24 protein-coding genes and 1 tRNA gene are annotated in these 25,623 nt (G+C 61.0%); 12 read left to right on the forward strand and 13 right to left on the reverse strand.

Annotation, left to right across the window (positions count from 1 at the left end; genetic code table 11):
- The first annotated feature begins 12 nt into the window (after positions 1-12).
- Entirely contained in the window at positions 13-834 is an 822-nt protein-coding gene (mazG, locus tag BM225_RS03685; protein ID WP_072707022.1) for a nucleoside triphosphate pyrophosphohydrolase, read from the forward strand.
- Between the two features lie 76 nt (positions 835-910).
- Positions 911-1,924, forward strand: a complete 1,014-nt coding sequence (locus BM225_RS03690; RefSeq protein ID WP_092463858.1) for a Fe(3+) ABC transporter substrate-binding protein — start codon at positions 911-913, stop codon at positions 1,922-1,924.
- 92 nt (positions 1,925-2,016) lie between these two features.
- Here the strand turns inward: BM225_RS03690 and BM225_RS03695 are convergent, their stop codons facing one another.
- The 12 genes from BM225_RS03695 to pdxH all read right to left on the reverse strand — a co-directional run bounded on the left by BM225_RS03695 (position 2,017) and on the right by pdxH (position 14,173).
- A complete protein-coding gene (locus BM225_RS03695) occupies positions 2,017-3,003 on the reverse strand; it encodes a DUF6976 family protein (RefSeq protein ID WP_072707023.1) in 987 nt (328 codons plus the stop codon).
- A 21-nt stretch (positions 3,004-3,024) separates the two neighbouring features.
- The gene (locus BM225_RS03700) at positions 3,025-3,231 is read right to left on the reverse strand and encodes a hypothetical protein (RefSeq protein WP_072707024.1); all 207 of its coding nucleotides are present in this window, start codon (positions 3,229-3,231) and stop codon (positions 3,025-3,027) included.
- 163 nt (positions 3,232-3,394) lie between these two features.
- Positions 3,395-3,952: a PqiC family protein gene (locus BM225_RS03705; protein ID WP_083595704.1), complete on the reverse strand. Its 558-nt coding sequence runs from the start codon at positions 3,950-3,952 to the stop codon at positions 3,395-3,397.
- 2 nt (positions 3,953-3,954) lie between these two features.
- A complete protein-coding gene (locus BM225_RS03710) occupies positions 3,955-6,060 on the reverse strand; it encodes a PqiB family protein (protein WP_092463861.1) in 2,106 nt (701 codons plus the stop codon).
- Positions 6,047-6,712 (reverse strand): paraquat-inducible protein A, encoded by a 666-nt coding sequence (locus tag BM225_RS03715; RefSeq protein WP_072707027.1) that lies wholly within the window; start codon positions 6,710-6,712, stop codon positions 6,047-6,049. Before BM225_RS03715 ends, BM225_RS03710 begins: the two co-directional genes overlap by 14 nt.
- Complete coding sequence (locus BM225_RS03720) at positions 6,709-7,329, reverse strand: paraquat-inducible protein A (RefSeq protein ID WP_072707028.1); 621 nt, start codon at positions 7,327-7,329, stop codon at positions 6,709-6,711. Before BM225_RS03720 ends, BM225_RS03715 begins: the two co-directional genes overlap by 4 nt.
- A 341-nt stretch (positions 7,330-7,670) precedes the next feature.
- Entirely contained in the window at positions 7,671-7,934 is a 264-nt protein-coding gene (locus tag BM225_RS03725; RefSeq protein WP_072707029.1) for a hypothetical protein, read from the reverse strand.
- A gap of 145 nt (positions 7,935-8,079) precedes the next feature.
- Positions 8,080-11,718: a vitamin B12-dependent ribonucleotide reductase gene (locus BM225_RS03730; protein ID WP_072707030.1), complete on the reverse strand. Its 3,639-nt coding sequence runs from the start codon at positions 11,716-11,718 to the stop codon at positions 8,080-8,082.
- 591 nt (positions 11,719-12,309) lie between these two features.
- Positions 12,310-12,386, reverse strand: a tRNA-Pro gene (locus tag BM225_RS03735).
- A 49-nt stretch (positions 12,387-12,435) separates the two neighbouring features.
- Positions 12,436-12,903, reverse strand: a complete 468-nt coding sequence (locus BM225_RS03740; RefSeq protein ID WP_072707031.1) for a DUF192 domain-containing protein — start codon at positions 12,901-12,903, stop codon at positions 12,436-12,438.
- On the reverse strand, positions 12,900-13,433 hold the full coding sequence (locus BM225_RS03745; protein WP_072707032.1) for a cold-shock protein: 534 nt from the start codon (positions 13,431-13,433) through the stop codon (positions 12,900-12,902). The genes BM225_RS03740 and BM225_RS03745 overlap by 4 nt, the downstream gene beginning before the upstream one ends.
- 125 nt (positions 13,434-13,558) lie before the next feature.
- On the reverse strand, positions 13,559-14,173 hold the full coding sequence (gene pdxH / locus BM225_RS03750) for a pyridoxamine 5'-phosphate oxidase (RefSeq protein ID WP_072707033.1): 615 nt from the start codon (positions 14,171-14,173) through the stop codon (positions 13,559-13,561).
- Between the two features lie 112 nt (positions 14,174-14,285).
- Here pdxH and fabI point away from each other — a divergent pair, with 112 nt between their 5' ends.
- From fabI to trpE, 5 genes are all read left to right on the forward strand, one after another.
- Positions 14,286-15,092: an enoyl-ACP reductase FabI gene (fabI, locus tag BM225_RS03755; protein ID WP_072707034.1), complete on the forward strand. Its 807-nt coding sequence runs from the start codon at positions 14,286-14,288 to the stop codon at positions 15,090-15,092.
- The gene (locus BM225_RS03760; RefSeq protein WP_072707035.1) at positions 15,093-15,704 is read left to right on the forward strand and encodes a LysE family translocator; all 612 of its coding nucleotides are present in this window, start codon (positions 15,093-15,095) and stop codon (positions 15,702-15,704) included.
- A 13-nt stretch (positions 15,705-15,717) separates the two neighbouring features.
- Entirely contained in the window at positions 15,718-16,218 is a 501-nt protein-coding gene (gene gpt, locus BM225_RS03765; protein ID WP_072707036.1) for a xanthine phosphoribosyltransferase, read from the forward strand.
- A 233-nt stretch (positions 16,219-16,451) separates the two neighbouring features.
- Complete coding sequence (locus BM225_RS03770) at positions 16,452-18,296, forward strand: peptidyl-prolyl cis-trans isomerase (RefSeq protein WP_072707037.1); 1,845 nt, start codon at positions 16,452-16,454, stop codon at positions 18,294-18,296.
- 15 nt (positions 18,297-18,311) lie between these two features.
- A complete protein-coding gene (trpE, locus tag BM225_RS03775) occupies positions 18,312-19,817 on the forward strand; it encodes an anthranilate synthase component I (RefSeq protein ID WP_072707038.1) in 1,506 nt (501 codons plus the stop codon).
- Between the two features lie 173 nt (positions 19,818-19,990).
- Here the strand turns inward: trpE and BM225_RS03780 are convergent, their stop codons facing one another.
- Entirely contained in the window at positions 19,991-21,403 is a 1,413-nt protein-coding gene (locus BM225_RS03780) for a divergent polysaccharide deacetylase family protein (protein ID WP_143095343.1), read from the reverse strand.
- A 167-nt stretch (positions 21,404-21,570) separates the two neighbouring features.
- Between BM225_RS03780 and BM225_RS03785 the strand changes: the two genes are divergently transcribed.
- The 5 genes from BM225_RS03785 to BM225_RS03805 are packed head-to-tail and all read left to right on the forward strand — an operon-like array spanning position 21,571 to position 25,619.
- Positions 21,571-22,152, forward strand: coding sequence for an anthranilate synthase component II (locus BM225_RS03785; protein ID WP_092463864.1), 582 nt, complete (start codon positions 21,571-21,573; stop codon positions 22,150-22,152).
- A complete protein-coding gene (gene trpD, locus BM225_RS03790) occupies positions 22,149-23,168 on the forward strand; it encodes an anthranilate phosphoribosyltransferase (protein WP_072707041.1) in 1,020 nt (339 codons plus the stop codon). The genes BM225_RS03785 and trpD overlap by 4 nt, the downstream gene beginning before the upstream one ends.
- Positions 23,165-23,977 carry an indole-3-glycerol phosphate synthase TrpC gene (gene trpC / locus BM225_RS03795; protein ID WP_072707042.1) on the forward strand — a complete coding sequence of 271 codons (813 nt, stop codon included), beginning with the start codon at positions 23,165-23,167 and terminating at the stop codon, positions 23,975-23,977. Before trpD ends, trpC begins: the two co-directional genes overlap by 4 nt.
- On the forward strand, positions 23,977-24,453 hold the full coding sequence (gene moaC / locus BM225_RS03800; protein ID WP_072707043.1) for a cyclic pyranopterin monophosphate synthase MoaC: 477 nt from the start codon (positions 23,977-23,979) through the stop codon (positions 24,451-24,453). Before trpC ends, moaC begins: the two co-directional genes overlap by 1 nt.
- On the forward strand, positions 24,450-25,619 hold the full coding sequence (locus tag BM225_RS03805) for a molybdopterin molybdotransferase MoeA (RefSeq protein ID WP_072707044.1): 1,170 nt from the start codon (positions 24,450-24,452) through the stop codon (positions 25,617-25,619). Before moaC ends, BM225_RS03805 begins: the two co-directional genes overlap by 4 nt.
- Positions 25,620-25,623 lie beyond the last annotated feature (4 nt).

Here is a 25,623-nt window from a genome sequence, read left to right on the forward strand (position 1 = left end):
AAGGGACACGCAATGCCCCACGATCCGATCCACGACCTGAGCGGCAACGCACGTCTGCGCGAAATCATGCGCCGTTTGCGCGATCCTGAAAACGGGTGCCCTTGGGACATCGAACAAAGCTTCAAGACCATCGCCCCCTACACCATCGAAGAGGCCTACGAGGTCAGCGATGCGATCGAGCGCGAGGCATGGGACGAATTGAAGTCCGAGCTAGGTGACCTGTTGTTCCAATCCTATTTCCACGCGCAGATGGCCGAAGACGCGGGGCTGTTCACCCACGAGGACGTGGTAAACGCCATCAGCGAAAAGATGATCAGCCGCCACCCCCATGTCTTTGGCGACGAATCTCGGGATAAATCTGCCGAGCAGCAGACCGTGGACTGGGAGGTGGTCAAAGCCGCAGAGCGCGCCGCCAAGAAACAAGACGGTGTGCTCGACGATGTGGCACTGGCGCTGCCCGCTCTGATGCGCGCGGTAAAACTGCAAAAGCGCGCGGCGCGGGTTGGCTTCGATTGGCCAGAAACCACCATGGTTCTGGACAAAATTCAGGAAGAATGCCGTGAATTGGTCGAGGCCAAGGACACCCTGACCCAAGCCGAAGTCAAAGAGGAAATGGGCGATCTGCTGTTCGTCATGGCCAATCTGGCGCGGCATTTGGGGGTCGAACCCGAAGAGGCCCTGCGCGACACCAACGCGAAATTCACGCGCCGTTTCCGCAGCATCGAGGCCGCGCTCGCGGCCCAAGGCAAGCGGCCCGAAGACAGCACCCTAGAAGAAATGGATCAGCTGTGGGACGCCGCCAAAGCCCAGGAAAAAGCCACGACGGCAAAATAGACAATTACAGTCAGGTATTGACCCGAGTACTTTGGTCGGATTTAAGGGCGCAAATTCGCGTGCGAGGAGGATCAATATGTTCGCAAATGTGAAAACCGCTCTGATGGCAGGCGCCGCGGTTTTGGCCGCCGCCCCCGTTCTGGCCGAAGAGGTCAACGTGTATTCCTACCGCCAGCCAGAGCTGCTGCAGCCCCTGCTGGATGCGTTCACCGAGGAAACCGGTATCGACGTGAACATGGCCTATCTGGCCAAAGGCATGGTCGAGCGTCTGCAAGCCGAGGGTGATCGCACCCCCGCCGATCTGGTGTTTACCGTCGATATTTCGCGTCTGGCGGCAGTTGTGAACGCGGGTGTGACCCAGCCGATCACCACCGAGTACCTGCAAGAGCACGTACCCGCGCAGTACCACGATCCCGATGGTCACTGGTGGGGCCTGACCACCCGCGCCCGCGTGGTTTACGCGTCCAAGGATCGCGTCGCGGACGAAGACGTAACCACCTACGAGGATCTGGCCGATCCCAAGTGGGAAGGCCGCATCTGCACCCGTTCGGGCACACATACCTACATGCTGGCGCTGACCGCTGCGATGATCCACCACCACGGCGAAGAATATGCCAAAGAGTGGCTCGAAGGCGTGAAGTCCAACCTTGCTCGCAAACCCGAGGGCAACGACCGCGCGCAGGTCAAAGCGATCTGGGCCGGCCAGTGCGACATCAGCCTCGGCAACACCTACTACATGGGTCAGATGCTCGAGGATGCAGAGCAGACCGAATGGGCGAACAGTGTGCGCCTGCTCTTCCCCGAGTTTGATAACGGCGGCACCCACGTGAACATTTCGGGCGTGGCGATGACCAAAGCGGCCCCGAACAAGGAAAACGCCATCAAGCTGATGGAATTCCTGACCTCGCCCGCAGCCCAAGAGCTGTACGCCGAAGCAAACCACGAATACCCCATCGCGCCCGGCACCGAAGCCACCGCACTGGTGGAAAGCTGGGGCACCTTTACCGCGGATGACGTGAACCTGATGACTCTGGCAGATCTGCGTGACGACGCCCTGCGCATCACTCAGGAAGTCGACTTCGACGGCTAAGCCTTGGTTCTCTCAGCTGTACACACAAAAACGCCCCGCAGATCACTCTGCGGGGCGTTTCTCTTTACCCGAGTTCGGTAAGTCTGGGGTAATTACGCTGCCTGTACGTCCAGCTTCACCAGCGTCTGGTTCAGCAGGATGTACGCGATTTCGCCAAAGGTCACGGGGCCGGTAAAGGTGCCGGTCGATTTGCCTTCGAGTTCGCCATAGAGGTAGTTCAGGATGCAGTTACAGGAGTACTGGCCGACACCGCTGTCACCCAGGTTCGCGGCAAAGGTACCCGCGTAATCGGTCAGAGGCGCTGCCAGTTGGTATTCCACACCGGGCATGACCGGAGCGTACAGCGCAACCGAACCATTCTCGGTATCGACGGCCTGAACCGACACGTTTACCAGAGCGCCCGCGTAGTTTGCGACCAGCGGCAGACGGGTGTCGATGTTGTTCTCGGTCAGGTACTGGGCAAAGTTCACTTCCTTGCCATCAACAACAGCGGTCTGCACGGTGAAGCCGGTCTGCTGGAAGGTGAAGGTGGTCGAAGTGTCGTGACCTTGCTTGAAGATGTTGACGATGTCGGTGCTGACCTTGGCACCTGCGGGCAGTGCGATGTGCAGGCAGACTGCGCCATCTTCGACCGCTGCTGCGTTGCCGCCGTCGAAAACCATCGGCTTGGCAGTGCCCAGTTCGTCAAGATGAACGCCGGAAATCCAGCCGACCAGCGGCTGTGCGAACAGCGCGCCCATGTTCGGCGCTTCCTGCGCAAAGGTGGTGTGGGTCGACGAGAACGCGGGGATCAGCATGACGGTGAAGCCACCCGCTTTGTAGCCCTTGGAGATGTCAGCCAGTTCATCGGCACCCAGCGCGCGAACTTCGGCGTCTGCCACATCCTCGAACGTGGTACAGAAGACTTTGTCGCGCACAACAGCGCCGCCGGTTTCGGTTACGAAGTAGACAGAGCTACCGCCAATCCACTTACCTGCGGGCAACTGCTCGAGCAGAGCAGAGTCACCTGCGACGGTCATCACGTCACCAGCTTCGATCCGTGCAGAAGCTTCGGCTACAGTCAGAAATTCATTTTTCATGGGTCGTCTCCGGGTGCGGAATTAGATGTTGGCCAAGTCGGCTGCGGCAAAATCATTTGCCGTCGCAAATTCGCTCAGTTCTGCAATTTTCGCGGACAGAGACGAGGGATCGCTCGACACCTCGGTGCGCAAGCGTCCTACGGTAATACGGGTGGCCAACGAGGCCGAAGAGAGATCACTGGAGCTAAGTAGGATTTGCTCAAGCTGAGCGGGACCAGGCACAGACATTCTTGTTATCCTTGCAGTTAAACCTAACAGCGTCCGCGATCTTTCGCAGACTGAGTGCTTTTCAGGCGTAACGCACAAGGACCTTGCAAGGCATCTCGTCAGAGGTATCCAAACCTCGTGAAATAGAGCGGAAATCTATGCTTAGGGATGTATTCCTACCCCCTCAGAGCCCCTTTTGGGCTATTTCAACCGACAGACGCGAGATCGCACGCGCGCGCGCTTCTGCGGCTTGGGGCGCGCCATAGGGCGCGCTGATCGGTTCAGCGATGTCAAACAGAACGGCGCGGTCCCTGCCCCGTCCTTCGCTATCGACGATGAAGTACTGACCCGCGATCTGGAATTGGTTGTCCGAACGCGCGAGCATGTCAGAGAAGCGCACATCCACACGCCCCGCCGCATAAGCATCAAACGGCCAAGGCTCTGGGGCGACGGTCGCGCCCGTGATTTGCGACAGGTGACGGGCCAGCGCCAGCGTCACCGCCCGCGCCGGATCATCCGCCCACAAGAGCGAGGCCCCAGACGTGATGGTACCATCCGCTTGCTGGGTGCTGATCTCTTCTGCGCTGGCATAGGTGGGCAAACTCACCAACCGCATTTCAAGCGAAGGAAAGCTGGTGCGCACAGACACGTCGCTATCGATCTGCGGAGTCGCCAACCGGACTTCGGGAGCGGTACATGCGGCGACAGCCGCCAGAGCGAGGATCGGAAGAGCTTTGATCATAATCAACGTCCCAGAATAAGAGAGTTGGGTTTGCGTTCAATGGTGCGCGCAAGGCCATCAATGGCACGTGCCGCTTCGGTCAGGGCGCGCAGGGCCGTCCGCGCATCGCGGTTAATCTGCGAGTTGCCATCATAGCCCGTCAGGGTCGCTTGCGCCTGCGAGATAAGGTTGCCAAGGCGGTCCACCAGAGTCGGCAGTTCGTCCGAAGCACGGGCCACGGCGTCCGCCGCATCGCTGGCCGACTGCAGCGTGGTGTTGACGTTCTCGACAGTGCCACCTTCGCGCAACTCGCGCAGGACGGCGGCAACCTCGGTCAGGGTCTGTGACAGGTCTGCAGGCAGTTGGCGCGCTTGCGGGGTATCGATCAGGCGGTCCACAGCCTTGAGCAGTTCGGACAGGTCGACGGTCAACTGATCGATTGGCACCGTTTCGAGCTTGGCGACCACGCCATCCACACGTTCCACCAACTGCGGAACACCGTCGATCGAGGCATTTGCGCGCTCGACCGTCCCTTGCAGTGAGACCAGCGTTTCACTGAGCGTCGACACCAACTGCGCTTCGTTCAACTGCTGGATGGTGGTGTTGAGTTCGGTCGCCACACCGCCAAGCTGGGTCATCAAGGTGCTGAGCTGCTCTGGCACCGCCTGCACTTCATCGGACCCGACAAGCCCGCGGATATCGCCAAGCAAAGCGCGAATGTCTTTGGGTGTGGACTGGGTATCTTCGTTCGCCACAAGCGAGGTGGCACCATTCAAAAAGTCGATGGCAGATTGCAGCAACTCTTCGATGGGCAGGTTGTTGACGCGGTTGAACATGTCTTCGGCAGTCGCGGCCACATCGGTCAGTTCCGGCGGCGCTGTCGGGAAGACGGGATAGGGTTCTGCATCCAGATCAAGCGTCGCGTCCGGCGCATCTTCGAGCGTCACCAGATCCACCTTGAGCCCGCCTGTCAGCAGCGACGCATTGGTCAGCCGCGCGCGCATGCCTTCGGCAACGCTCCGCTGTAGAAACTCGATCGGGTCCATACCATCTTCGCCAAGGCCGAGCCGTTCGGGCTGCAAAGCCATGGTGGCCAGCAGGCGCACACGGTTGTCGCCAAAGCGGTCAGGGTCCACGAGGCCGGTCAGGTTGGTGATCCGCCCCACACGCAGACCACTAAGCTCTACAGACGCGTCAGGGCGCAGACCAGAAACGTTGTCATCGAACACCAGCGTCAGCTCGAACTCGGGCCCTTCGGCGCGCGAGAACAGGCTGGCGCGCGCTTCGCTTTCGTCATCGAACAGATCATAGCGGTCTCCGTCCTGCGCGGGCACGCCGCCAGAGGCCGCTGTGTCAAAGGTAATACCGCCCGCGATCAGGGTCGAAATGGTGTCGAAATCCACCGACGCGCCTTCTGGACCGAAGCTGAGCGAGAAACCAGAGGCATTCCAGAAACGGGTGGTCGAGGTGATCAGCTTGTCATACGGGGCAAAGATCACAGCATCCGCCAAAACGGTCGAGCCGTCATTGCCGATCCGCGACGGGCCTACCGCGCCGACTTCGATCCCGCGATACAAGATCGGAGAATCTCCGCTCAGCCCGTCCTCGCCCACAGCGCGCATGGTCAAACGCAGGCCCTCTTCGCCTGGACTGAGCAACGGAGCGTTCTCGAGCCCGACAAATTCCGTTTGCGATGCGCCAATTTCGCTGTCCCAATCCCCTTCGATAAAGACGCCAGAGAGAACGGTATCAAGGCCGGACACACCGCGCGTCGTCACCTCTGGGCGGATGACCCAGAACACGGCGCCATCATCGACGTACTCTGCCACGTCCTTGTCCAAGCGCACTTCGGCTGTGACATTCTTCATGTCCCCTTCGAGTGTCAGATGCTCGACCAAACCAACGGTCACATCGCGGAACCGCACCTCGGTTTCGCCCGCCCGAATGCCGGAAGCGTTGGAAAAGGTGATCTCGATCAGTGGGCCGCGAGACTGCCAGTGGTTCCACGCAATCGCCAGCGCGATGATCAATGCGCCCATAGGAACCAGCCAGACGACCGAGGCGCGCTCCCACAAACTGGTGCGCGCGCTTTCGATGGTGACAGAGGTGGGGGTGTCAGTGTCGCTCAAGATGGGGGTCTTTCTTGGTAGGATCGTTTGGGGCGGGGTCAGTGTCCCATATCATGCGGCTGTCAAAGCTTTGTGCTGACAGCATGGTAAAGATCACCGACAGGGCAAAGGTCAGCGCCGCTGGCCCCGGAGAGATTTGCGCCGCCGCATTCAGCTGCACAAGCGCAGACAGGATCGCGACGACAAAGACGTCGATCATGGACCAACGCCCAATATATTCGACCAGTTCATACAGGTGCTGACGCCCATGCGCTGAAAGCTTCGCTTGCCGGTTCACGGAAAACGCCAGATAGGCGATGGCACCGAATTTCGCGACTGGGATCCCGACCGAGGCAATCAGGATGATCAGCGCAACGGGGATGTCGCCGTGGTGGATCAAGTCAAACGCCCCTTCGACGATGGTGGACTCGGATTCCATCACCAGCGTGCGTGTCTTGAGCATCGGCTCTAGGTTCGCGGGAATGTAGGCCATGACGCCTGCGATCCACCATGCCCAAACCTTCTGCAGGGACTTGGTGTCTCGCGAATGCAGGGTGTGCCCGCAGCGGTCGCAATCTGTACCCTCGGCCGCGATCGGCCAAACGGCCCCGCAACGCGTGCAAGCTAGCATGCCACGGCTGCGCGCCGAGGGGATATCAGAGTGATCGCTCATGACCGCTTCTCCAGAGCGTTCCAGACCGACCAACGACACATCATATTGTCCTGCAGCAGTACCACGATCACCAGCACGCCCATCATCCAAAAGGCCGAACCCAAATGAACCTGCGCCAAGGCAGCTACTTTGACGAGCGCCACGCCGCAGCCCAGAACAAAGATTTCCGCCATAGACCAAGGCTTTAGCGCCTCGAACAGGCGAAAGGCCTTGGCCGCGCCACGCGCAGGCGCCCTGCCCGCCACCATCGGCCCCAGCACATAGAGCGTCAGGAGCATGCGCATCATCGGAACCAACACGATCAGCGCACCAACGGCCAACGACAGGACAAAGAGCGGGCCGTCCGAAAACGCGAGCACCGCGTCCATGACAGATGTCTCGTTATGAAACCCAGCGCGGCTAATCTGTAGAAACGGCAAAAAGAGCGCCGCGATCACGAGGATCAGGTTCGTCACGGACAGCGCCAGAATACGGATAAAAGCATTGCGGCGCGGCGCGATCAGCACCGTCCGGCAGCGCGTGCAGACCGCGCGCTCCCCGAACTCGGGGGTATGCTGCACATAGAGCGCATCACAATGGGGACAGACGATGTACCCCGATTGCTGTGAATGCGACATTCCGGTGACCCTCTGGCGATGTGGAACTCGTAACAGACGCTCCTATACTTGTAATTGCAATGCAGCAAAACAAGCCTTCGTGGTTGCGTCTATGAGACCTTCTACCGTGCTCGCGGTGCAACAGCCGCTACCGCGCTAAAGTTTGGGCAAAAAAATTGGGGGTGCCGAAACACCCCCAAGGTTCGCGGAACCGGGCTCGTTATTATGTACCGCCCGTTCTAGTTTTTGCCTGCGTCCCAGTTCGCGTTAAGGAGCGAACGCATCCGCTCCGGAACGCCAGTTTGTGGGTCGTTGCCCATCACCGCGCAGCCCATTCGGGGGGCCCGCGATAATCCCGTGGCTCAGTGCAGCACGCGCTTTGCCGTGTTGACCGAAAACCGCGCGGTGCAGCACGCACCGCCGCCGTTGGTGTGGTACTCCAGAACCGAATACGTCACCGCGACACGCCCGCCATCATCACTCAGCAAGATCACCATCCGATCGTCCAACGCTTCGGCCAAGGGGCCCTCGGCGTCGGCAGCGAAATCGGCTTCGATCGTATTGCCGCGCATCTCGACGCGTTCGGCAATGCAAGCGTGACCGGCGATGTCAAAAACCAACTGCATGTGTCTCTTCTTTCATGGGGCCCGCCGCAGCAGACCCTCACCCTGTTGTTTTCTTTTACGAAACGCGGTGGTCTGCGTTCCGAACTGCCTTGTGTCCAACACCTTGGCGGGGCGTGCCTGCCGCCCTGCCAAGGGTTGGCAGGCGTTAGCTACAGCCGCTTGTTGCGCCGCAAGTATTGCACTTCATACAGGTGCCATTCCGTACGAGGGTGTAGTTTCCACAGTCCCCGCAAGCCTCGCCTTCGTAGCCCTGCATCTTTGCTTTTGCTCGCGCATCGATTCCCACAGCAGGAGCTGAGTCGGCCTCGGGCGCGAGGGTTGTAAGGGCTTGAAGTGACTCAGTTTTGGAGTCAACGGATTCGCTGTGGATATCTCCGCCGCCACGCAAAACAACCAGTTCAGCGGGTACACGCTTGCGCAGATATCCCGACGAGCTGATCTGCTTCAGAACCTCAAGCGGGTCGTTGCCACGGCTCTCTGGAACCTCGCGGAAGTTGCGTTTGTCCTGCTCGTCGCCGCGGTGCAGATCGTCAAAGGACGCGCCTTCGGGTTTGATGTGCGCCAGATCGGTCCGATCCAGATAACTCACCGCCAATTCGCGGAAAATGTAATCCAGAATTGAGGTTGCATTCTTGATCGAGTCGTTGCCCTGCACCAGTCCCGAGGGCTCGAATTTGGTAAACGTGAACGCGTCCACGAACTCCTCGAGCGGCACCCCGTACTGGAGGCCAACGGACACTGCGATGGCGAAGTTGTTCATCATCGCGCGGAAGCCGGCACCCTCTTTGTGCATGTCGATAAAAATCTCGCCGAGATTGCCATTGCCATATTCGCCGGTGCGCAGATAGACCTTGTGGCCGCCCACGATCGCTTTCTGGGTGTAGCCCTTGCGGCGCTCGGGCAGCTTGGTGCGCTGAGTCTTGATGACTTCTTTGACCACGATTTTCTCGACGATCTTTTCGGCGATCACAGCGACCTTTTCCTGCGGCGTGCCGGTTTCCAGCACTTCGGCGGCATCATCGTCATCCTCGACCAAAGCAGCGGCCAGCGGCTGGCTCAGCTTCGAGCCATCACGGTAGAGCGCATTCGCCTTTACCCCCAACTCCCACGACAGCTCATAAGCCTTCTGACAGTCTTCGATGCTGGCGTCGTTGGGCATGTTCACGGTCTTGGAGATCGCGCCAGAGATGAAGCTCTGTGCCGCCGCCATCATGCGAATGTGGCTCTCGACGCTAAGGTAGCGTTTGCCCTTCTTGCCGCAGGGGTTGGCGCAATCGAACACGCTGTAATGCTCGGTTTTCAGATGTGGCGCACCCTCTAGCGTCATGGTCCCGCAGACGTGATCGTTGGCCGCGTCGATCTCTGCTTTGGTATAGCCGAGGTGGCGCAGCAGGTCGAAGGTGGGGTCGACCAGCTTCGGCGCCGGAATGCCCAGAACGTCCTTGCAGAAGGCCTCTCCCAGCGTCCACTGGTTGAACACGAAACGGATGTCGAAGGCGGTCGCCAGCGCGGTCTCGATCTTCTCCAGCTCGGCATTGCCGAAGCCGTGCCCGATCAGGCTTGTGTGGTTCACACCGGGCGCATTGCCAAGGCTGCCATGCCCCACAGCATAAGCGACGATCTCTTCGATCTGCGCGCTAGTGTAGCCCAGTTTTTCCAAGGCCGACGGCACCGAGCGGTTGATGATCTTGAAGTAGCCACCACCGGCCAGCTTCTTGAACTTCACCAGCGCAAAGTCAGGCTCGATCCCGGTGGTGTCGCAGTCCATAACCAGACCGATGGTGCCCGTGGGCGCGATCACAGTGGCCTGTGCGTTGCGGTAGCCGTGCTGTTCCCCCAGACGCAGAGCCTCGTCCCAGCAGCTGGCTGCAATGGCGGTCAGGCGCGGATCGGGGCAGTTTGCAATGTCCAGCGGCACCGGCTTCACGGCCAGATCTTCGTAGCCATCAGCGTTGCCGTGGGCGGCATTGCGGTGATTGCGGATGACACGCAGCATGTGCTGTGCGTTGCGCTGATATCCGGGGAAGGTCCCCAGCTCGCCCGCCACTTCGGCCGAAGTCGCATAGGATACGCCGGTCATGATCGCGGTCAGGCTGGCAGCCATCGCGCGGCCCTCGGGACTGTCGTAGCCGTAGCCCATCTGCATCAGCAGACCGCCGATGTTGGCGTAGCCCAGACCCAAGGTCCGGAAGTCATAGGACAGCTGCGCGATTTCCTTGGATGGGAACTGCGCCATCATCACGCTGATTTCCAGCGTCAGGGTCCACAAACGCGAGGCGTGCATGTAGTTTTCGACTTGGAACTGCCCGTCCTTGTAGAACTGCAACAGGTTCATCGACGCGAGGTTACATGCGGTATCGTCAAGGAACATGTATTCCGAGCACGGGTTCGAGCCACGGATCGAGCCGTCCTCGGGGCACGTGTGCCACGCGTTGACGGTGTCGTGGTACTGGATACCCGGATCGGCACAGGCCCATGCGGCGTGACCGATCTGTTCCCACAGCTCGCGGGCCTTGATGGTCTTGGCCACGGTCCCGTCAGTGCGGCGGATCAGCTCCCAATCCGCATCATCCTTGACCGCCTGCAGGAACGCATCGGTCACGCGAACCGAGTTGTTCGAGTTCTGGCCCGAAACGCTCGCATAGGCTTCGCTGTCCCAATCGGTGTTGTAGGTCGGGAACTCGATGCTGCTGTAGCCCTGCTTGGCGTAGTCCAGCACACGCTTGATGTAAGTCTCGGGGATTGCGTTCTTTTTGGCGCCGCGGATGGCGGATTTCAGTGCGTCATTCTTGGCGGGATCAACCGCATCTTCGGTGCTGCCATCCCACTGACGGATCGCAGCAAAAATCTCGTTCAGGCGGGCCTCGTGCATCTTGGAGCCGGCAACGATGCTGGCGACCTTCTGCTCTTCTTTGACCTTCCAGTTGATGAAGTCTTCGATATCGGGGTGGTCTGCATCACAGATCACCATCTTGGCCGCGCGGCGCGTGGTGCCACCCGACTTGATCGCGCCAGCCGCACGGTCGCCGATTTTCAAGAAGCCCATCAGTCCCGATGACTTACCGCCGCCGGACAAAGCCTCGCCCTCGCCCCGCAGACTGCTGAAGTTGGTGCCAGTGCCTGAGCCGTATTTGAACAGACGCGCCTCGCGGACCCACAGGTCCATGATGCCGCCTTCGTTGACCAGATCATCGCTGACCGACTGAATAAAGCAGGCATGGGGCTGCGGGTGTTCATAGGCGCTGTCCGATTTGGTCAGCTTGCCGGTTTTGTAGTCCACGTAGAAGTGGCCCTGGCTAGGACCGTCGATGCCATAGGCCCAGTGCAGACCGGTGTTGAACCACTGGGGGCTGTTCGGCGCGGCCATCTGGCGGGCCAGCATGTAACGCATCTCGTCGAAATAGGCCTGCGCGTCCTCTTCGGTGGTAAAGTAGCCACCCTTCCAGCCCCAATAGGTCCAAGCGCCAGCCAGACGGTCGAACACTTGCTTGGCGCTAGTCTCACCGCCCATTACCGCGTCATCTGCTGGCACGGAGCGCCACAGGAACTCTGGCACGCCCTTTTCTTTGACTCGCTTGGTCGCAGACGGCACACCCGCTTTGCGGAAGTACTTCTGCGCAATCACGTCACTGGCGACTTGGCTCCACTTCGCAGGAACCTCCACCTCATCCAACTTGAAGACCACGGTCCCATCGGGATTGCGGATTTCAGAAGTGGTAAGCACGAATTCCAATTCGGAATAGGCGTCTTGTCCGGCTTTGGTGAATTTGCGTTCGATCTTCATAAAGTGCCCCGTGTCGGCAAAATCTATCCAGCCCGCCGGATGGCGGGTCGCGGTGTTTGAACCGCTGCGTTGCTTTTCTTGTGTTGGCCTCTGGCGCGCTGGCCCCTCAAAGAACGAAGAGCGAGCTTGTCTGCCTGCCGCTGCATGGGCCACCAAATCTAGTGGGCGACCGCCTTGCCAGCACAATCTGGCGTAGGCAGCACTACATGGTCAACGGATTTTTTATCGCGGGATTTCGACATTTGGGGTTGCATCAATCCCCCTAATCACAGGCCCGTGAGAGTCGGTGATTCATGCAATCAGGCCTTGAAAAAGACGTTGTCCGTTAACGTTTTCAATTTTTCCTTAATCTACGACGTTTTACGCAACTCAGTGCAACAAGCGCACTCGAAACCGCTCTTTGGCCTTACCTTTTTGGCGGTCCCAAAAGGATAGTTTTGTCAGTCAAAGGATATCGCGGGGTATGGAATTGCAGAACCACAGATAGGCATGATTCACCCATGCAAAGCACGCAAACACCCGCAGAATCCACAATGTGACCGCGAATCTGGCACTCTCAGGTTGAGAGGTAATTCTATAGATTTGGTGAAATGGTCGGGGAGGCGAGATTCGAACTCACGGCCTTCTGTACCCAAAACAGACGCGCTACCAGGCTGCGCTACACCCCGACTGGCCTCTCCTTAATCCGAAGAAACGACAAAGAAAAGAGGGATTTGATTATTTTGTGTCACAAGCCCATGCGGCATCGTCGCCAAAGGCCGGATGACGCACCTGGCTGCCCACGGAAATGCCCATGGCATCAGCCAAACCGCCATTAATCTCTAACACTGCGAGCCGCGGGCCCGACGACGGGATCGCGGTTTCATCCAGCGGCTTGGCAGTGTGGATTTCCTGAACAACACCTGCGGTGTCGATATAGAGCAGATCTAGGGGAATCAGGGTGTTGCGCATCCAGAAAGACACGCGTGGCTGCTCTTGCTCGTAGACAAAGAGCATGCCGTGCGATTTGGGCATGTATTCGCGATGCATCAGACCAAGCGCACGCTCGGCGTTATCATCAGCAATCTCGACCGAGAATGATGCTGTTCCCCAGTCTCCGCGCAGGCTCACCCGCGTTTCGCTGCATTCTGCCCAGAGCGGGCCCGCAAAACATCCTAAGACGGCGGCCCACCCCCAAATTTTCATGCGTCGCCGCCTCGCATCGCAGCTTCCCATGCGCAGACTTCGGTCGCCATGCGGCCCCGCTTGCCTTCGATGACACGCAGACCGACCGCTTCGCCCGGCTGCAAATCGGCCAGACCAGAGCGGCGCAACACTTCGATATGGACAAATACATCTTCGGGACGACCCCAGATGTTTGCGAAGCCAAAGCCCTTGCCCTTGTCGAACCACTTGACCCGCGCCGGCACCAATTCTGCCGAGGCGATGACCTCTGGGTCCATCTCTTCGAAGTCTGCCAGCGCAGCGGAGGAGGTTGAATTCGGTGGCTCGATGGACAGTACGGCGACGGCCTGAACACCGCGCTGTGTCTCTTGAGCGAGAATCTCAATACCTGCCCCATCTGCAACAGAGCTTTGTCCGAAGTTCCGAAGCACGTTGGCATGCAACAGAATGTCTGCACCGCCCTCATGCGCAACGACGAAACCAAAACCCTTTGCAGGATCAAACCATTTCACGTGGCCGGAAACACGTTGGCCACCTTTTTCTCCGTTCACAGCATCAATTCCAAAAATAGTTCCCCAACAACCTCAGTAGTGATGCTGCAGCCTCTAACATGCAACCCCTAAGATTTTGCACAAATGTCGAAGCAACAGACTGTTTTTTGTATCATAAGCAATTTTCAGGGGTTCAGGCGACGAATTGTCCATTTTTCGCCAATTTCCCTGCGTTTCCATTGGAATCGGTCGTGCAATCTAAAGGCGCCATCTGCCCAAAATTCTATCTCTAAGGGATTGATTCGGAACCCGCCCCAGAACGGTGGGCGCGCGGGGTTCGGCCCCTTCGAAGCGGTTACGCGTGCAACCTCTGCCATGAGGGCTCCGCGCGACGAGAGGGGCCTTGATTGCTCTGATGCCCAGGCCCCAAGACGACTCTTCAGCGATCTTGACGTATAGTAGGCATCTGCTTGGGGACCGTCCTCTTTCTCGACGACACCGCGAACACGGATCTGCCGGCGCAGGCTTTTCCAGTGCATGACAAAGGCCGCCTTGCCCGTCGCAGCGATCTCTTGCCCCTTCGCGCTCTCGTAGTTGGTGTAAAAGACGAATGCGCTGTCCTCGATCTCTTTGAGCAGGACCATGCGCACATTGGGCAGCCCCTCGGCGTCTACGGTCGACAGGGCAATCGCGTTGGGATCGTTGATCTCGGTGGCTTCGGCCTCGGCCAACCAGCGGCGCGCAATCTCGAACGGGTCGTCACCGGCGAAAATTCCGCTGCGGTTTTCTTGCTCTTCCATAGTCTCTCCAGAGTCGCATGGGTGTTTTGCGGCCAAGGTAGTGCCTTGATGCACCCTCGCCAATCGCCTAAACGACATCCAGCATTTCCAAGACCTGAGCGGGGGATACCTCATGTCAACAGCACTGATGGCCGGCAAGCGCGGCTTGATTATGGGCCTGGCGAACGACAAGTCGATCGCATGGGGCATCGCCCAAGCCTGCGCCGATGCGGGCGCAGAACTGGCCTTCTCGTATCAGGGCGAAGCGCTGCTCAAGCGCGTCGGACCTCTGGCCGAACAACTGGGCTCGAACATCGTTTTGCCCTGCGACGTGAATGACGAAGCGTCGATCGACGCTCTGTTCGCCGAACTTGAAGCCAAGTGGGGCAAGCTGGACTTTATCGTTCACGCCATCGGCTTCTCGGACAAGAGCGAGCTGCGCGGCCGCTACGTGGACACCACCCGCGGCAACTTCCAGATGACCATGGACATCTCGGTCTATTCCTTCACCGCTGTCATGCAGCGCGCGGAAAAGCTGATGACCGAAGGCGGCAGCGCCGTGACCCTGACCTACTACGGTGCAGAGCAGGTGATGCCCCACTACAACGTCATGGGCGTGGCCAAAGCGGCTCTGGAAGCTTCGGTCATGTATCTGGCCGAAGACCTGGGCAAGAAGAACATTCGCGTCAACGCCATCAGCGCCGGCCCGATCAAGACCCTGGCCGCCAGCGGCATCGGCGATTTCCGCTACATCATGAAGTGGAACGAGTACAACTCGCCCCTGCGCCGCAACGTGACCATCGAAGATGTTGGCAAATCGGCTCTGTACCTGCTGTCTGATCTGGGCAGCGGCGTGACCGGTGAAAACCTGCACGTCGATGCGGGCTACCATGTCGTCGGCATGAAGGCTGTCGACGCACCTGACATCACCAAGGGCTAAATGCTCGCGGTTCTGATCCCTGTCTTCGCGGTCCACCTCGTGGCCGCGATGAGCCCCGGCCCGGCTGTCCTCATGACGGCGCGGGTCGCGATGCTTCGGGGGATGGCATCCGCAACAGCACTCAGCATCGGAGTGGCGTTGGGCGCATGTTTCTGGGCCGCGGCCGCGATCCTCGGCCTTGCCGCCCTGTTCGAAGTCGCCCCCAAGCTCTTGATCGCGCTCAAGGTCGTCGGCGCGACCTACCTGATCTGGTGCGCCTACAAGATGTGGCGCGGCGCGCGCGAACCCTTGGACGTCGGCACGGTCAAGGCGCCCAAAATCTCGCCGCTGCGGGCCATCGTCCTCGGGATCACCACACAGCTTGCGAACCCCAAACCTGCGGTCTTCTTTGGCGCGGTCTTTGTGTCAGTCGTCCCGCACGATGCTGACGTAACGACCTTTGCGGCAATCCTAATGATTGTCTTTTTCAACGAAGCGATCTGGAATATCTTCGTCGCTCGATTGTTTTCGCTCGAGACCACCCGCGCCGGATATATGCGCCTCAAGGCCCCGATCGACCGCGTTCTTGGCGGCCTGCTCGCCGCACTCGGTCTCAAGATCGCCACGACCTGAAGGATAACAACAAATGACAGATCGTCTGCCCCACGAAAAAGGCTTCCACGTCAGCTGGGACCAACTGCACCGTGATGCCCGCGCGCTTGCGTGGCGCCTGCAAAGCGACGCCCCCGAAGACGGCTACAAGGCTGTGGTGGCGATCACCCGCGGCGGCATGGCGCCTGCGATGATCGTGGCCCGCGAACTGGATATCCGCACCGTCGATACGATCAGCGTCAAAAGCTACAACCACCAGACCCAGTCCGCCCCGCAGGTGATCAAGTCCCCCGACATGGACATCATCGGCGACGGCACCGGCATCCTCGTGGTGGACGACCTGGTCGACACCGGCAAAACCCTCGAGGCCGTGCGCGCCCTGATGCCCAAGGCGCAGATCGCCACCGTTTACGCCAAGCCCATGGGCCGCCCGCAGGTGAACACCTTTGTCACCGAGGTCAGCCAGGACACGTGGATCTTCTTCCCGTGGGACATGGCGCTCCAGTATGTGGAGCCCTACCGCGGCAAAGACTGATCCCCAAGGGCGCCCACATCAGGCGCCCTTTTTCTTTGCCTCTCTTTCTTGGCGCGAAATACCCTCGGGGGTGAATTGGCGCCCCGCGCCAAGAGGGGGCAGACAGCCCCCTGCCCCCGTCAAACATCCTCAAGCCCCCTTCAAATCCGCGCCAAACCGCCAGCACCGCTTGCGGCCCGCCCTGCGCTTGCTTAGACAGTGGCGGACAGAAATTTTTCAGGAGGGCGCGCATCATGGCAAAAGCAGGCAAAGGCTCCAAAATCGTTGTCTGGGCTCTGGTGGGCGGGCTGATCGCCGGTCTTGGCGGGTTCGGTGTGACAAACTTTGGCGGAACCGTCGGCAATGTCGGCACCGTGGGCGACACCCCGATCCAGATCGAAGCCTACTCCCGCGCTCTGCGGGGCGAACTGGACGCGCTCTCGGCGCAGATGGGCTCTCCTGTCAGCTTTGCGGATGCCGCCGCGATGGGCATCGAACAGCGGGCTTTGGGGCAGGTCGTGATTGCCGCCACCCTCGATAACGAAGCGTCGGATATCGGTGTCTCGGTTGGCGACACCGCTGTGGCCGACCAGATCTTTACCATTCAGGCGTTTCAGGGCTCGAACGGCGAATTCGACCGCGAGGCTTACAAGTTCGCGCTCGACCGCGCGGGCCTGACCGAGGCCGAGTTCGAATCGCAACTGCGCCGCGAAAGCGCCCGCACCTTCCTGCAGGGCGCCGTGACTGGCGGCATTCAGGCGTCGGACAACTATGTGAATTTGCTGCTGAACTACATCGGGCAGCAGCGCGACATCACCTATATCGTCATCAACTCGACCAGCCTGCCCGCCACGCAGCCCCTGCCCACGGACGCGCAGTTGCAGGCGTTCTATGACGAGAACATCGCTGACTTCACCCTGCCCGCGCGCAAGGGCATCACCTATGTCGAACTGACCCCCGTCATGCTGGCCGATACCGTCGAGCTGGACGAAGGCATCTTGCGCCAAGCCTACGAAGACAATCAGGACCGCTACTACACGCCCGAGCGCCGCTTGGTCGAACGTCTGGTCTTTCCCGATGCCGAGGCGGCCGAAGCTGCCAAGGCGCGTCTGGACAGCGGCGAGGCCACCTTTGAAGATCTGGCCGCCGAGCGCGGACTGGAACTGGCGGATATCGATCTTGGGGATGTGGCGCAGGACGATCTGGACGGCGCAGGCGAAGGTGTCTTTGCCGCCGAGGCCGACAGCGTTGTAGGCCCTCTGGACAGCAACTTTGGCCCCGCCCTGTTCCGCGTGAACGCCATCCTGCCAGAGCAATCGACCTCTTATGAAGAGGCCAAGCCCGACCTGCGAGACGAGTTCGCCATCGACCGCGCCCGCCGCGTGATCGAGCAGCAGGCCGAGGATCTGAATGACATGCTCGCCGCTGGTGCCACTTTGGAAGAGGTCGCCGCAGAGACTGAAGCCACCCTTGGCACCATCGAGTATTACGACGGACTAGAGAGCGACATCGCGGGCTACGAAGAGTTCCGCAGCGTGGCCAACGGCCTGACCGTCGATGATTTCCCCGAAATTCACGAGCTAAGCGATGGCGGCATCTTTGCTGCCCGTGTCGATGGCGATTTGGAACCCAGCCCCATCCCGCTGGAAGACGTGCGCGCCGAAGTCGTACTCGCATGGCAAACCGCCGAAATGATGGACCAGCTGCGGACCCGCGCCGAAGCCCTGCAAGCTGCGCTCGACGCCGGTGACATGGCCGCGCTGGACGAGGTGGAAATCCAAACCGCCGAGAATGTGGGCCGTGGCCAGATGCTGCCGAACACCCCCGCCAGCCTGAACAACCACATCTTCGAAATGGAAGAAGGCGCGGTTGATCTGGTCGAGGGCGCGGAAAAGGTCGTGATCGTGCGCCTTGATGGTGTCTCGGACCCCGACATGGAGTCCGAAGAGGTCACCCAGATGCGCGGCTTTCTAGAGCAGCAGGCGGCGTCCCAGACCGCTGAGGCACTGTTCCAAGCCTATCTCGAAGCCCTGCGCAGCGATGCGGGCGTTCAACTGAATCAGGCCGCGCTCAACGCGGTCAAAGCCCAGTTTCAATAAGAAAGGTCCGCAGCCGTGGCTCTGACCCCCGATTTTGACAGTTTTGCGCAGGCCTACGAGGCCGGAGAGCATCAAGTCGTTTACACCCGCCTCGCCGCAGACCTCGACACGCCTGTGTCGCTGATGATGAAGCTGGCAGGCGATGCGCCTGACGCATTCGTTCTGGAATCCGTGACCGGCGGCGAAGTGCGCGGGCGCTATTCGATCATCGGCATGAAGCCCGACATTATCTGGGAATGCCGTGGGACCGCGTCACGCATCAACCGTCAGGCCCGTTTCGACCCGACCGCATGGGAAGAGCAATCTGACGCACCTCTGGACGCTTTGCGCCACCTGATCGCGGAGTCGCGCATCGATTTGCCAGCAGATCTGCCCGCGGCGTCTGCGGGTCTGTTCGGCTATTTGGGCTACGACATGATCCGTCTGGTGGAGCACCTGCCCAACGTGAACCCTGACCCGCTGGGTCTGCCCGATGCCCGCCTGATGCGCCCCACCGTGGTCGCCGTTCTGGACGGTGTCAAAGGCGAGGTCACCTTGGTCAGCCCTGCTTGGGTCACCCCCGGCCTGTCGGCCCGCGCGGCCTATGCCCAAGCGGCCGAGCGTGTGATGGACGCCCTGCGCGATCTGGACCGCCCTGCTCACGCCCCCCGCGATCTGGGAGAGGCGCAGCAACTGGGTGAGCTGACCTCGAACTTCACCAAAGAGGGCTATTTCGCCGCCATCGAAAAGGCCAAGGAATACATCCGCGCCGGTGACATCTTCCAAGTGGTGCCGTCCCAGCGCTGGACGCAGGATTTCCCCCTGCCCCCGTTCGCGCTGTATCGGTCCCTGCGCCGCACCAACCCTTCGCCGTTTATGTTCTACTTCAACTTCGGCGGGTTCCAGGTGGTTGGCGCGTCGCCGGAAATTCTGGTGCGTGTGTTCGACAACGAGGTCACCATCCGCCCCATTGCAGGCACGCGCCCGCGCGGCGCGACACCGGCCGAGGACGATGCGTTGGAAGCCGATCTCTTGGCTGACAAGAAAGAACTGGCAGAGCACCTGATGCTACTGGATCTGGGCCGGAACGATACGGGCAAGGTGTCCAAGATCGGGACGGTAAAGCCGACCGAAGAGTTTATCGTCGAGCGGTATAGCCATGTCATGCACATCGTGTCGAACGTGGTGGGCGAATTGTCAGAAGACAAGGATGCTTTGGCGGCGCTCTTGTCTGGGATGCCTGCGGGGACGGTTTCGGGGGCGCCGAAGGTGCGCGCGATGGAGATCATCGACGAGCTGGAGCCCGAGAAACGCGGTGTGTATGCGGGCGGTCTGGGCTACTTTAGCGCCAATGGGGATATGGACATGTGTATCGCCCTGCGCACCGCCGTTGTGAAGGACAAAAAGCTGTATATTCAAGCAGGTGGCGGGGTTGTCTACGACTCTGATCCCGAGGCGGAGTATCAGGAGACGGTCAACAAATCCAAGGCGATCAAGCGCGCGGCAGAGGATGCGGCGCGGTTTACCGGCGGGAATTCCTGAGGCTGTACCCTGCTGCCTGCGTAGGTGCGGGTGGCGACCGGTTTGATTGAGTATTTTTTGCAAAGCAGAAAGGGCGGTTCCGCATGGGACCGCCCCTTTTGTATGGCAAATTCGGCAGGTCTGGATCGCGTCTGGTTTGCGTATGGCAAACGTACTGACGTAGCCGCCTGACGTTACTCGGTCACGCTTTTCTTGAGGACCGCCGAGACGGGTGCGAGGGCGACCTGGCTGGCGCGGTCTTGGAGGGCCCAGATCAGAAGGGCCGAGATGGTTTCCGGTCGCAGGCGGGTCAGGACGACGACGCCCTCTTCGGCTTGGCGGGCGCGGAAGGCCGCGTTGTCGAGGAAGCGGCGGATGACGTCGGCGTTTTGATCCTTGCCATCCAGATCGCGGAAGATCGAGGCGGCGGGGACGCCTTCTTGGACGGCGACCTTTTGCGCGGTGTTCAGGCCCTTGGGCTGGAGGACGAGGCCGTAGCCGCTGTCGGCGAGCACAGCGGTGACTTGGTCGGTCAGCTCGCGGCTTTGCTGGAGCGAGGCGTCGTCCGCTTCGAGCAGCCCGATGGCTTCGGGGACGGCGCCGAAAATGGCGCCGAGGGCGACTTCGGCATCGGTGGGGCCTGCGCCTTGGGGGAAGTTCGCGGTGGCGAGCACTTCGAAGCCCGCGTCGCGGTAGGCTTGCATCCGCTGGAGCGCGTCAGGGGCCAGAGCGTCGATGGCGACGGTCAGGGGATAAGGGAAATCGCGCAGGACCTGCGGGCCAAGAGCCGTGCCGGGGGTGTCGATCAGGACGATGGACATGATCGGGCGGTCCGAGGGGTTCGAAAAGTCGGTGCTATAGACCGACAGGGGCAGCACGTCGTCGGCAAGGTCCAGCCCCCGCTCTGCGGCGGCGGCGCGGCGGGCGTCGATCAGGTTGCCCGCAGGTTCCGGCAGGCCCGGCTCTGGGCTTTCGGAGTCGTTCAGGTCCACGACCTCTGGCTGGACGGGGGGCAGTTCGGGGGCCACGTCGGACACAACGGGCGCGCGCTCGGTGCGGTCCGGCGATGTGTCGGGCGCGGCGGGGGCCGGCAGGTTTTCGGGGACGATGTCCGCGAGGTCCATTTCCGGCTCTGCTTCGTTTGCGTCGGGTTGGGGCGCGGGCATGCTTTCGGCATCAGGGGTCGGTTCGGCGTCTGCTACGTCGGGCTGTGTCGGGGCGTCCGACTCTGGCACCGCATCGGGGGTGACGTCGGGCGTGGGGGCCTCTTCGATCTCGGCTGCGGGTTCGGGCTGCTGCGGCGCCTCGGCGATCTCGGGTGTGGGCTCTGTCTCGGTCAGGGGCGCGTTGAGATCGGTTTCGGTGACGATCGGCTCTGGCAGATCCTCGGACATGGCGGGATCGGTGGGCGCGGGAGTGTCGCCGGATTCCACATCAGGCACCGGCTCTGCCACCACCACTTGGGGCGCGGTTTCGGTCTGTTCGACCGGAATTTCGGGCAGATTTGCTGCCTGCTCGGGCACGTCCGATAGCAAAGACACCGTGACAGCTCCTGCCACGGACACGAATGTGCCCCAGACCACTCCGTTCCAGAATCCGCTAGCCACTGCCCACCTCCGTTATGTTTTCCGCATTAGCGGCAGACATGCCCCCGCCTGCAAGGGGAAATCCCTGACTTAATGCTTGGTCGCGCCCTTGACGCCGCTTGCCAAGCCTGAACATGTATACCCCGACCCGCACAGGGGGCTCTACCCATTTATTCAAAGGTCTGCCCATGCTTTTGCTGATCGATAACTATGACAGCTTTACTTACAATCTGGTCCACTATCTAGGTGAGTTGGGCGCAGATGTGGTCGTCAAGCGCAATGATGCGCTGGATGTGCAACAGGCTATGGCCTTGAAACCGGCGGGAATTCTGCTGTCGCCCGGCCCGTGTGATCCGGATCAGGCCGGTATTTGTCTGGCTTTGACCGAGGCCGCTGCCGAGACCCGCACGCCCCTGATGGGTGTGTGTCTGGGCCACCAGACCATTGGTCAGGCATTTGGCGGCAATGTCGTCCGCTGCCACGAGATTGTGCACGGCAAGATGGGCCTGATGCATCACACTGCCAAGGGTGTCTTTGCTGGCCTGCCCTCGCCCTTTGAGGCGACGCGCTATCACTCGCTGGTCGTGGACCGCGAGACTCTGCCTGACTGTCTGGAAGTGACCGCAGAGCTGGAGGACGGGACGATCATGGGTCTGCAGCACAAAGAGCTGCCGATCCACGGTGTGCAATTCCACCCCGAGTCGATTGCCAGCCAGCACGGCCACGCCCTGCTGCAGAACTTTTTGAACGAGATGAAGGTACCCGCATGACCGATGCCATCAAGCCGCTGATCTACGCCGCGTCCGAAGGCCCGCTGAGCCGCGCTCAGGCCAATGAGGCGTTCGAGATCCTGTTCGAGGGTCAGGCGACGCCGGCACAGGTGGCTGGTCTGCTCATGTCCATGCGGGCAAGGGGCGAGGCTGTGTCGGAATATGCGGCGGCGGCGGCGGCGATGCGCGCCAAGTGTGTGCCGGTGGCTGCGCCCGAGGGCGCGATGGACATCGTGGGCACCGGCGGCGACGGGATGGGCACGCTGAACATCAGCACCGCGACCGCGTTCGTTGTGGCAGGTGCAGGCGTTCCTGTGGCCAAGCACGGCAACCGCAAGCTGTCGTCCAAGGCGGGCGCGGCGGATGCTCTGTCCGTTCTGGGTATTGAGGTCATGGTCGAGGCGGACGTGGTCGAGAAAGCCATCGCCGAGGCAGGCATCGGCTTTATGATGGCCCCTATGCACCATCCGGCGATGAAGCATGTGATGCCAGTGCGGACCGAGTTGGGCTGCAAAACAATCTTCAACATTCTAGGGCCGCTGACCAACCCTGCGGGGGTAAAGCGCCAGTTGACCGGTGCCTTTGCGGTCGATCTGATCTACCCCATGGCCGAGACCTTGCAGCAGCTTGGCTCTGAAAAGGCATGGCTGGTCCATGGCTCTGACGGCACGGACGAGATCGCGATTACCGGCACCACTGCCGTGGCCGCGCTAGAAAATGGCGAAATTCACAGCCGCGAAATCCACCCAGAGGATGCGGGCCTGCCCGTGCATCCCCTGCGCGACATTCTGGGCGGCACGCCCGAGGAAAACGGCAAAGCGATGCTGGATCTGTTTGCCGGTCAGGCGGGTGCCTATCGCGACGCGGTTCTGCTGAACTCAGCGGCGGCTCTGGTCGTGGCGGACAAGGCGGCGGACCTGAAAGAAGGCGTCGCCATCGCCGCAGAAAGCATCGACAGCGGTGCGGCCAAACGGGCCGTGGACGCGCTGGCAAAAATCACATCGGGGGCAGCATGAGCACCACCATTCTCGACAAGATCAAAGCCTACAAGCTGGAAGAGGTCGCCGCCGACAAGGCAGAGCGCCCCATGGCAGAGGTCGAGGCCGCGGCGCGGGATGCGGGCCCTGTCCGTCCCTTTGCCGAGAGCCTGATGAAAGCCTCTCGCGAGGGGTATGGTCTGATCGCAGAGGTCAAGAAAGCGAGCCCGTCCAAGGGGCTGATCCGCGAGGATTTCGATCCTGCGGCGCTGGCCCAGGCCTATGAGGCGGGCGGCGCGACCTGTTTGTCCGTGCTGACCGACACCCCTAGCTTCCAAGGGGCCAAGGATTTCTTGGTTCAAGCGCGCGAGGCCACGAACCTGCCCGCCCTGCGCAAGGACTTTATGTACGACCCCTATCAGGTCGCCGAAGCGCGTGCGTTGGGTGCGGACTGCATTCTGATCATCATGGCCTCGGTCGAGGATTCGCTGGCCCAAGAGCTGGAAGATGCGGCATTCGGTTGGGGCATGTCCGTTCTGATCGAGGTCCACGACCAAGAGGAACTGGAGCGCGCAGCCAAGTTGAAGTCGCCGCTGATGGGGATCAACAACCGGAACCTCAAGACGTTCGAGACCACGCTGGACACCACCAAGACGCTGGCCAAACTGGTTCCCGAGGATCGTCTGATCGTGTCGGAATCCGGGCTGTTCACCCCTGCTGATCTGGCGGACATCGCCCGCTACGGCGCGCGCACCTTCCTGATCGGCGAGAGCCTGATGCGTCAGGACGACGTGGAAAAGGCGACCCGCGATCTGTTGGCCAACCCGCTGACCTCAGGGGCGCTGTAATGAGCGGCCTGACCCATTTCGACGCCGAGGGCCAGGCCCACATGGTCGACGTGTCCGAAAAGGCCGTCACCAGCCGGATCGCAACGGCCAAAGGCTGGGTCCGCATGGCCCCCGCCACCATGGAAATGATCGCCGAGGGCGGCGCCAAAAAAGGCGACGTGCTGGGGGTGGCCCGCTTGGCGGGGATCATGGGCTGCAAGAAAACGCCCGAGCTGATCCCCTTGTGCCATCCGCTGCCGATCACCAAGGTGTCGGTCGATCTGGAAATTGATGCGGACCTGCCCGGCGTGCAGATCACCGCGACCGTGAAAACCACCGGCCAGACCGGCGTGGAGATGGAGGCGTTGACCGCCGTCAGCACCACCGCCCTGACCGTCTATGACATGGTCAAAGCGGTCGATAAGTACATGGAAATCGGCGGTATTCGCGTGACGCTGAAGGACGGCGGCAAGTCCGGAAGGATCGAAGCGGAATGATCTCTGTCGCCGAGGCGCTTGAGCGGTTGTTCGCATTGGTTCAGCCTCTGGCGGCTGAAACGGTTCCATTGGCAGGGTGTGGCGGCCGCGTTCTGGCCGAAACGGTCTATGCGCAGCGCACCCAGCCGCCCTTTGCCGCGTCGGCGATGGATGGCTATGCGGTGGCGGGCGATGTTGCCTCGGGCGATGTGCTGACCGTCATCGGAGAGGCCGCTGCGGGACACGCGTTTGATGGTGTCGTGGGGCGCGGTCAGGCGGTACGGATCTTCACGGGCGCGCCCATTCCCAGCGGTGCGACACGCGTGGTGATCCAAGAGGACGTTGAGCGGTCCGGCGACACCATTGCCCTGCAGGACAATCTGGACAGCGGCGGGCACATCCGCCCCGCTGGCGGAGATTTTTCGGCGGGCGATCCGATGATCGCGCCCGTCCGATTGGGGCCTGCGCACGTGGCCTTGGCCGCAGCGATGAACATCCCTACCCTGCCCGTCCGGCGGCGCCCCGTTGTGGCGATCATGGCGACGGGGGACGAGCTGTGCATGCCGGGCGAAGCCCCTGCGGCGGACCAGATCATTGCGTCGAATAACTTTGGCCTGAAAGCGATGCTGGAGGCGCGCGGCGCCGAGGTGCGGATGCTGCCCATCGCCCGCGATACCGAGGACGCCCTGCGCTTGGGATTTGGCCTGGCTAAGGGCGCGGACATGATCGTGACCATCGGTGGGGCCTCGGTCGGGGACCACGATCTGGTCGGTCCCGTGGCCCGCGATTTGGGCATGGACACCAGTTTCTACAAAATCGCCATGCGCCCGGGCAAACCGCTGATGGCGGGCAAATTGGGCGATCAGGTAATGGTCGGACTGCCCGGAAATCCGGTGTCGGCGCTGGTCTGCGGGCAGCTGTTCCTGTGTCCGATGGTCGATGTGATGCTGGGCCTGCCTGCTGCCCCGCCCGCACGGCGCACGGCGGTTTTGGCGGCTGATTTGGGCGCGAACGGCCCGCGTGAACATTACATGCGGGCGGTTGTGGCGGACGGTCAGATCACGGCGGCCGGTTCGCAGGATTCATCGCTGCTGACCGTATTGGCGGGCGCGAATGCGCTGTTGATCCGGCCCGTGGGCGACGGTCCCCGCGCGGCGGGCGAAACCGTGGAATACATTGCAATTTAAGCAA

The organism is Donghicola eburneus (assembly GCF_900115865.1).
GTDB classification, from domain to species: Bacteria; Pseudomonadota; Alphaproteobacteria; order Rhodobacterales; family Rhodobacteraceae; genus Donghicola; species Donghicola eburneus.

What these genes read in the sequence shown, in the direction of transcription:
- mazG (WP_072707022.1), top strand. Translation starts at nt 13, where the DNA reads ATGCCCCACGATCCGATCCACGACCTGAGCGGCAACGCACGTCTGCGC.
- BM225_RS03690 (WP_092463858.1), top strand. Translation starts at nt 911, where the DNA reads ATGTTCGCAAATGTGAAAACCGCTCTGATGGCAGGCGCCGCGGTTTTG.
- BM225_RS03695 (WP_072707023.1), bottom strand. Translation starts at nt 3,003, where the DNA reads ATGAAAAATGAATTTCTGACTGTAGCCGAAGCTTCTGCACGGATCGAA.
- BM225_RS03700 (WP_072707024.1), bottom strand. Translation starts at nt 3,231, where the DNA reads ATGTCTGTGCCTGGTCCCGCTCAGCTTGAGCAAATCCTACTTAGCTCC.
- BM225_RS03705 (WP_083595704.1), bottom strand. Translation starts at nt 3,952, where the DNA reads ATGATCAAAGCTCTTCCGATCCTCGCTCTGGCGGCTGTCGCCGCATGT.
- BM225_RS03715 (WP_072707027.1), bottom strand. Translation starts at nt 6,712, where the DNA reads ATGAGCGATCACTCTGATATCCCCTCGGCGCGCAGCCGTGGCATGCTA.
- BM225_RS03720 (WP_072707028.1), bottom strand. Translation starts at nt 7,329, where the DNA reads ATGTCGCATTCACAGCAATCGGGGTACATCGTCTGTCCCCATTGTGAT.
- BM225_RS03725 (WP_072707029.1), bottom strand. Translation starts at nt 7,934, where the DNA reads ATGCAGTTGGTTTTTGACATCGCCGGTCACGCTTGCATTGCCGAACGC.
- BM225_RS03730 (WP_072707030.1), bottom strand. Translation starts at nt 11,718, where the DNA reads ATGAAGATCGAACGCAAATTCACCAAAGCCGGACAAGACGCCTATTCC.
- BM225_RS03740 (WP_072707031.1), bottom strand. Translation starts at nt 12,903, where the DNA reads ATGAAAATTTGGGGGTGGGCCGCCGTCTTAGGATGTTTTGCGGGCCCG.
- pdxH (WP_072707033.1), bottom strand. Translation starts at nt 14,173, where the DNA reads ATGGAAGAGCAAGAAAACCGCAGCGGAATTTTCGCCGGTGACGACCCG.
- fabI (WP_072707034.1), top strand. Translation starts at nt 14,286, where the DNA reads ATGTCAACAGCACTGATGGCCGGCAAGCGCGGCTTGATTATGGGCCTG.
- BM225_RS03760 (WP_072707035.1), top strand. Translation starts at nt 15,093, where the DNA reads ATGCTCGCGGTTCTGATCCCTGTCTTCGCGGTCCACCTCGTGGCCGCG.
- gpt (WP_072707036.1), top strand. Translation starts at nt 15,718, where the DNA reads ATGACAGATCGTCTGCCCCACGAAAAAGGCTTCCACGTCAGCTGGGAC.
- BM225_RS03770 (WP_072707037.1), top strand. Translation starts at nt 16,452, where the DNA reads ATGGCAAAAGCAGGCAAAGGCTCCAAAATCGTTGTCTGGGCTCTGGTG.
- BM225_RS03785 (WP_092463864.1), top strand. Translation starts at nt 21,571, where the DNA reads ATGCTTTTGCTGATCGATAACTATGACAGCTTTACTTACAATCTGGTC.
- trpD (WP_072707041.1), top strand. Translation starts at nt 22,149, where the DNA reads ATGACCGATGCCATCAAGCCGCTGATCTACGCCGCGTCCGAAGGCCCG.
- trpC (WP_072707042.1), top strand. Translation starts at nt 23,165, where the DNA reads ATGAGCACCACCATTCTCGACAAGATCAAAGCCTACAAGCTGGAAGAG.
- moaC (WP_072707043.1), top strand. Translation starts at nt 23,977, where the DNA reads ATGAGCGGCCTGACCCATTTCGACGCCGAGGGCCAGGCCCACATGGTC.
- BM225_RS03805 (WP_072707044.1), top strand. Translation starts at nt 24,450, where the DNA reads ATGATCTCTGTCGCCGAGGCGCTTGAGCGGTTGTTCGCATTGGTTCAG.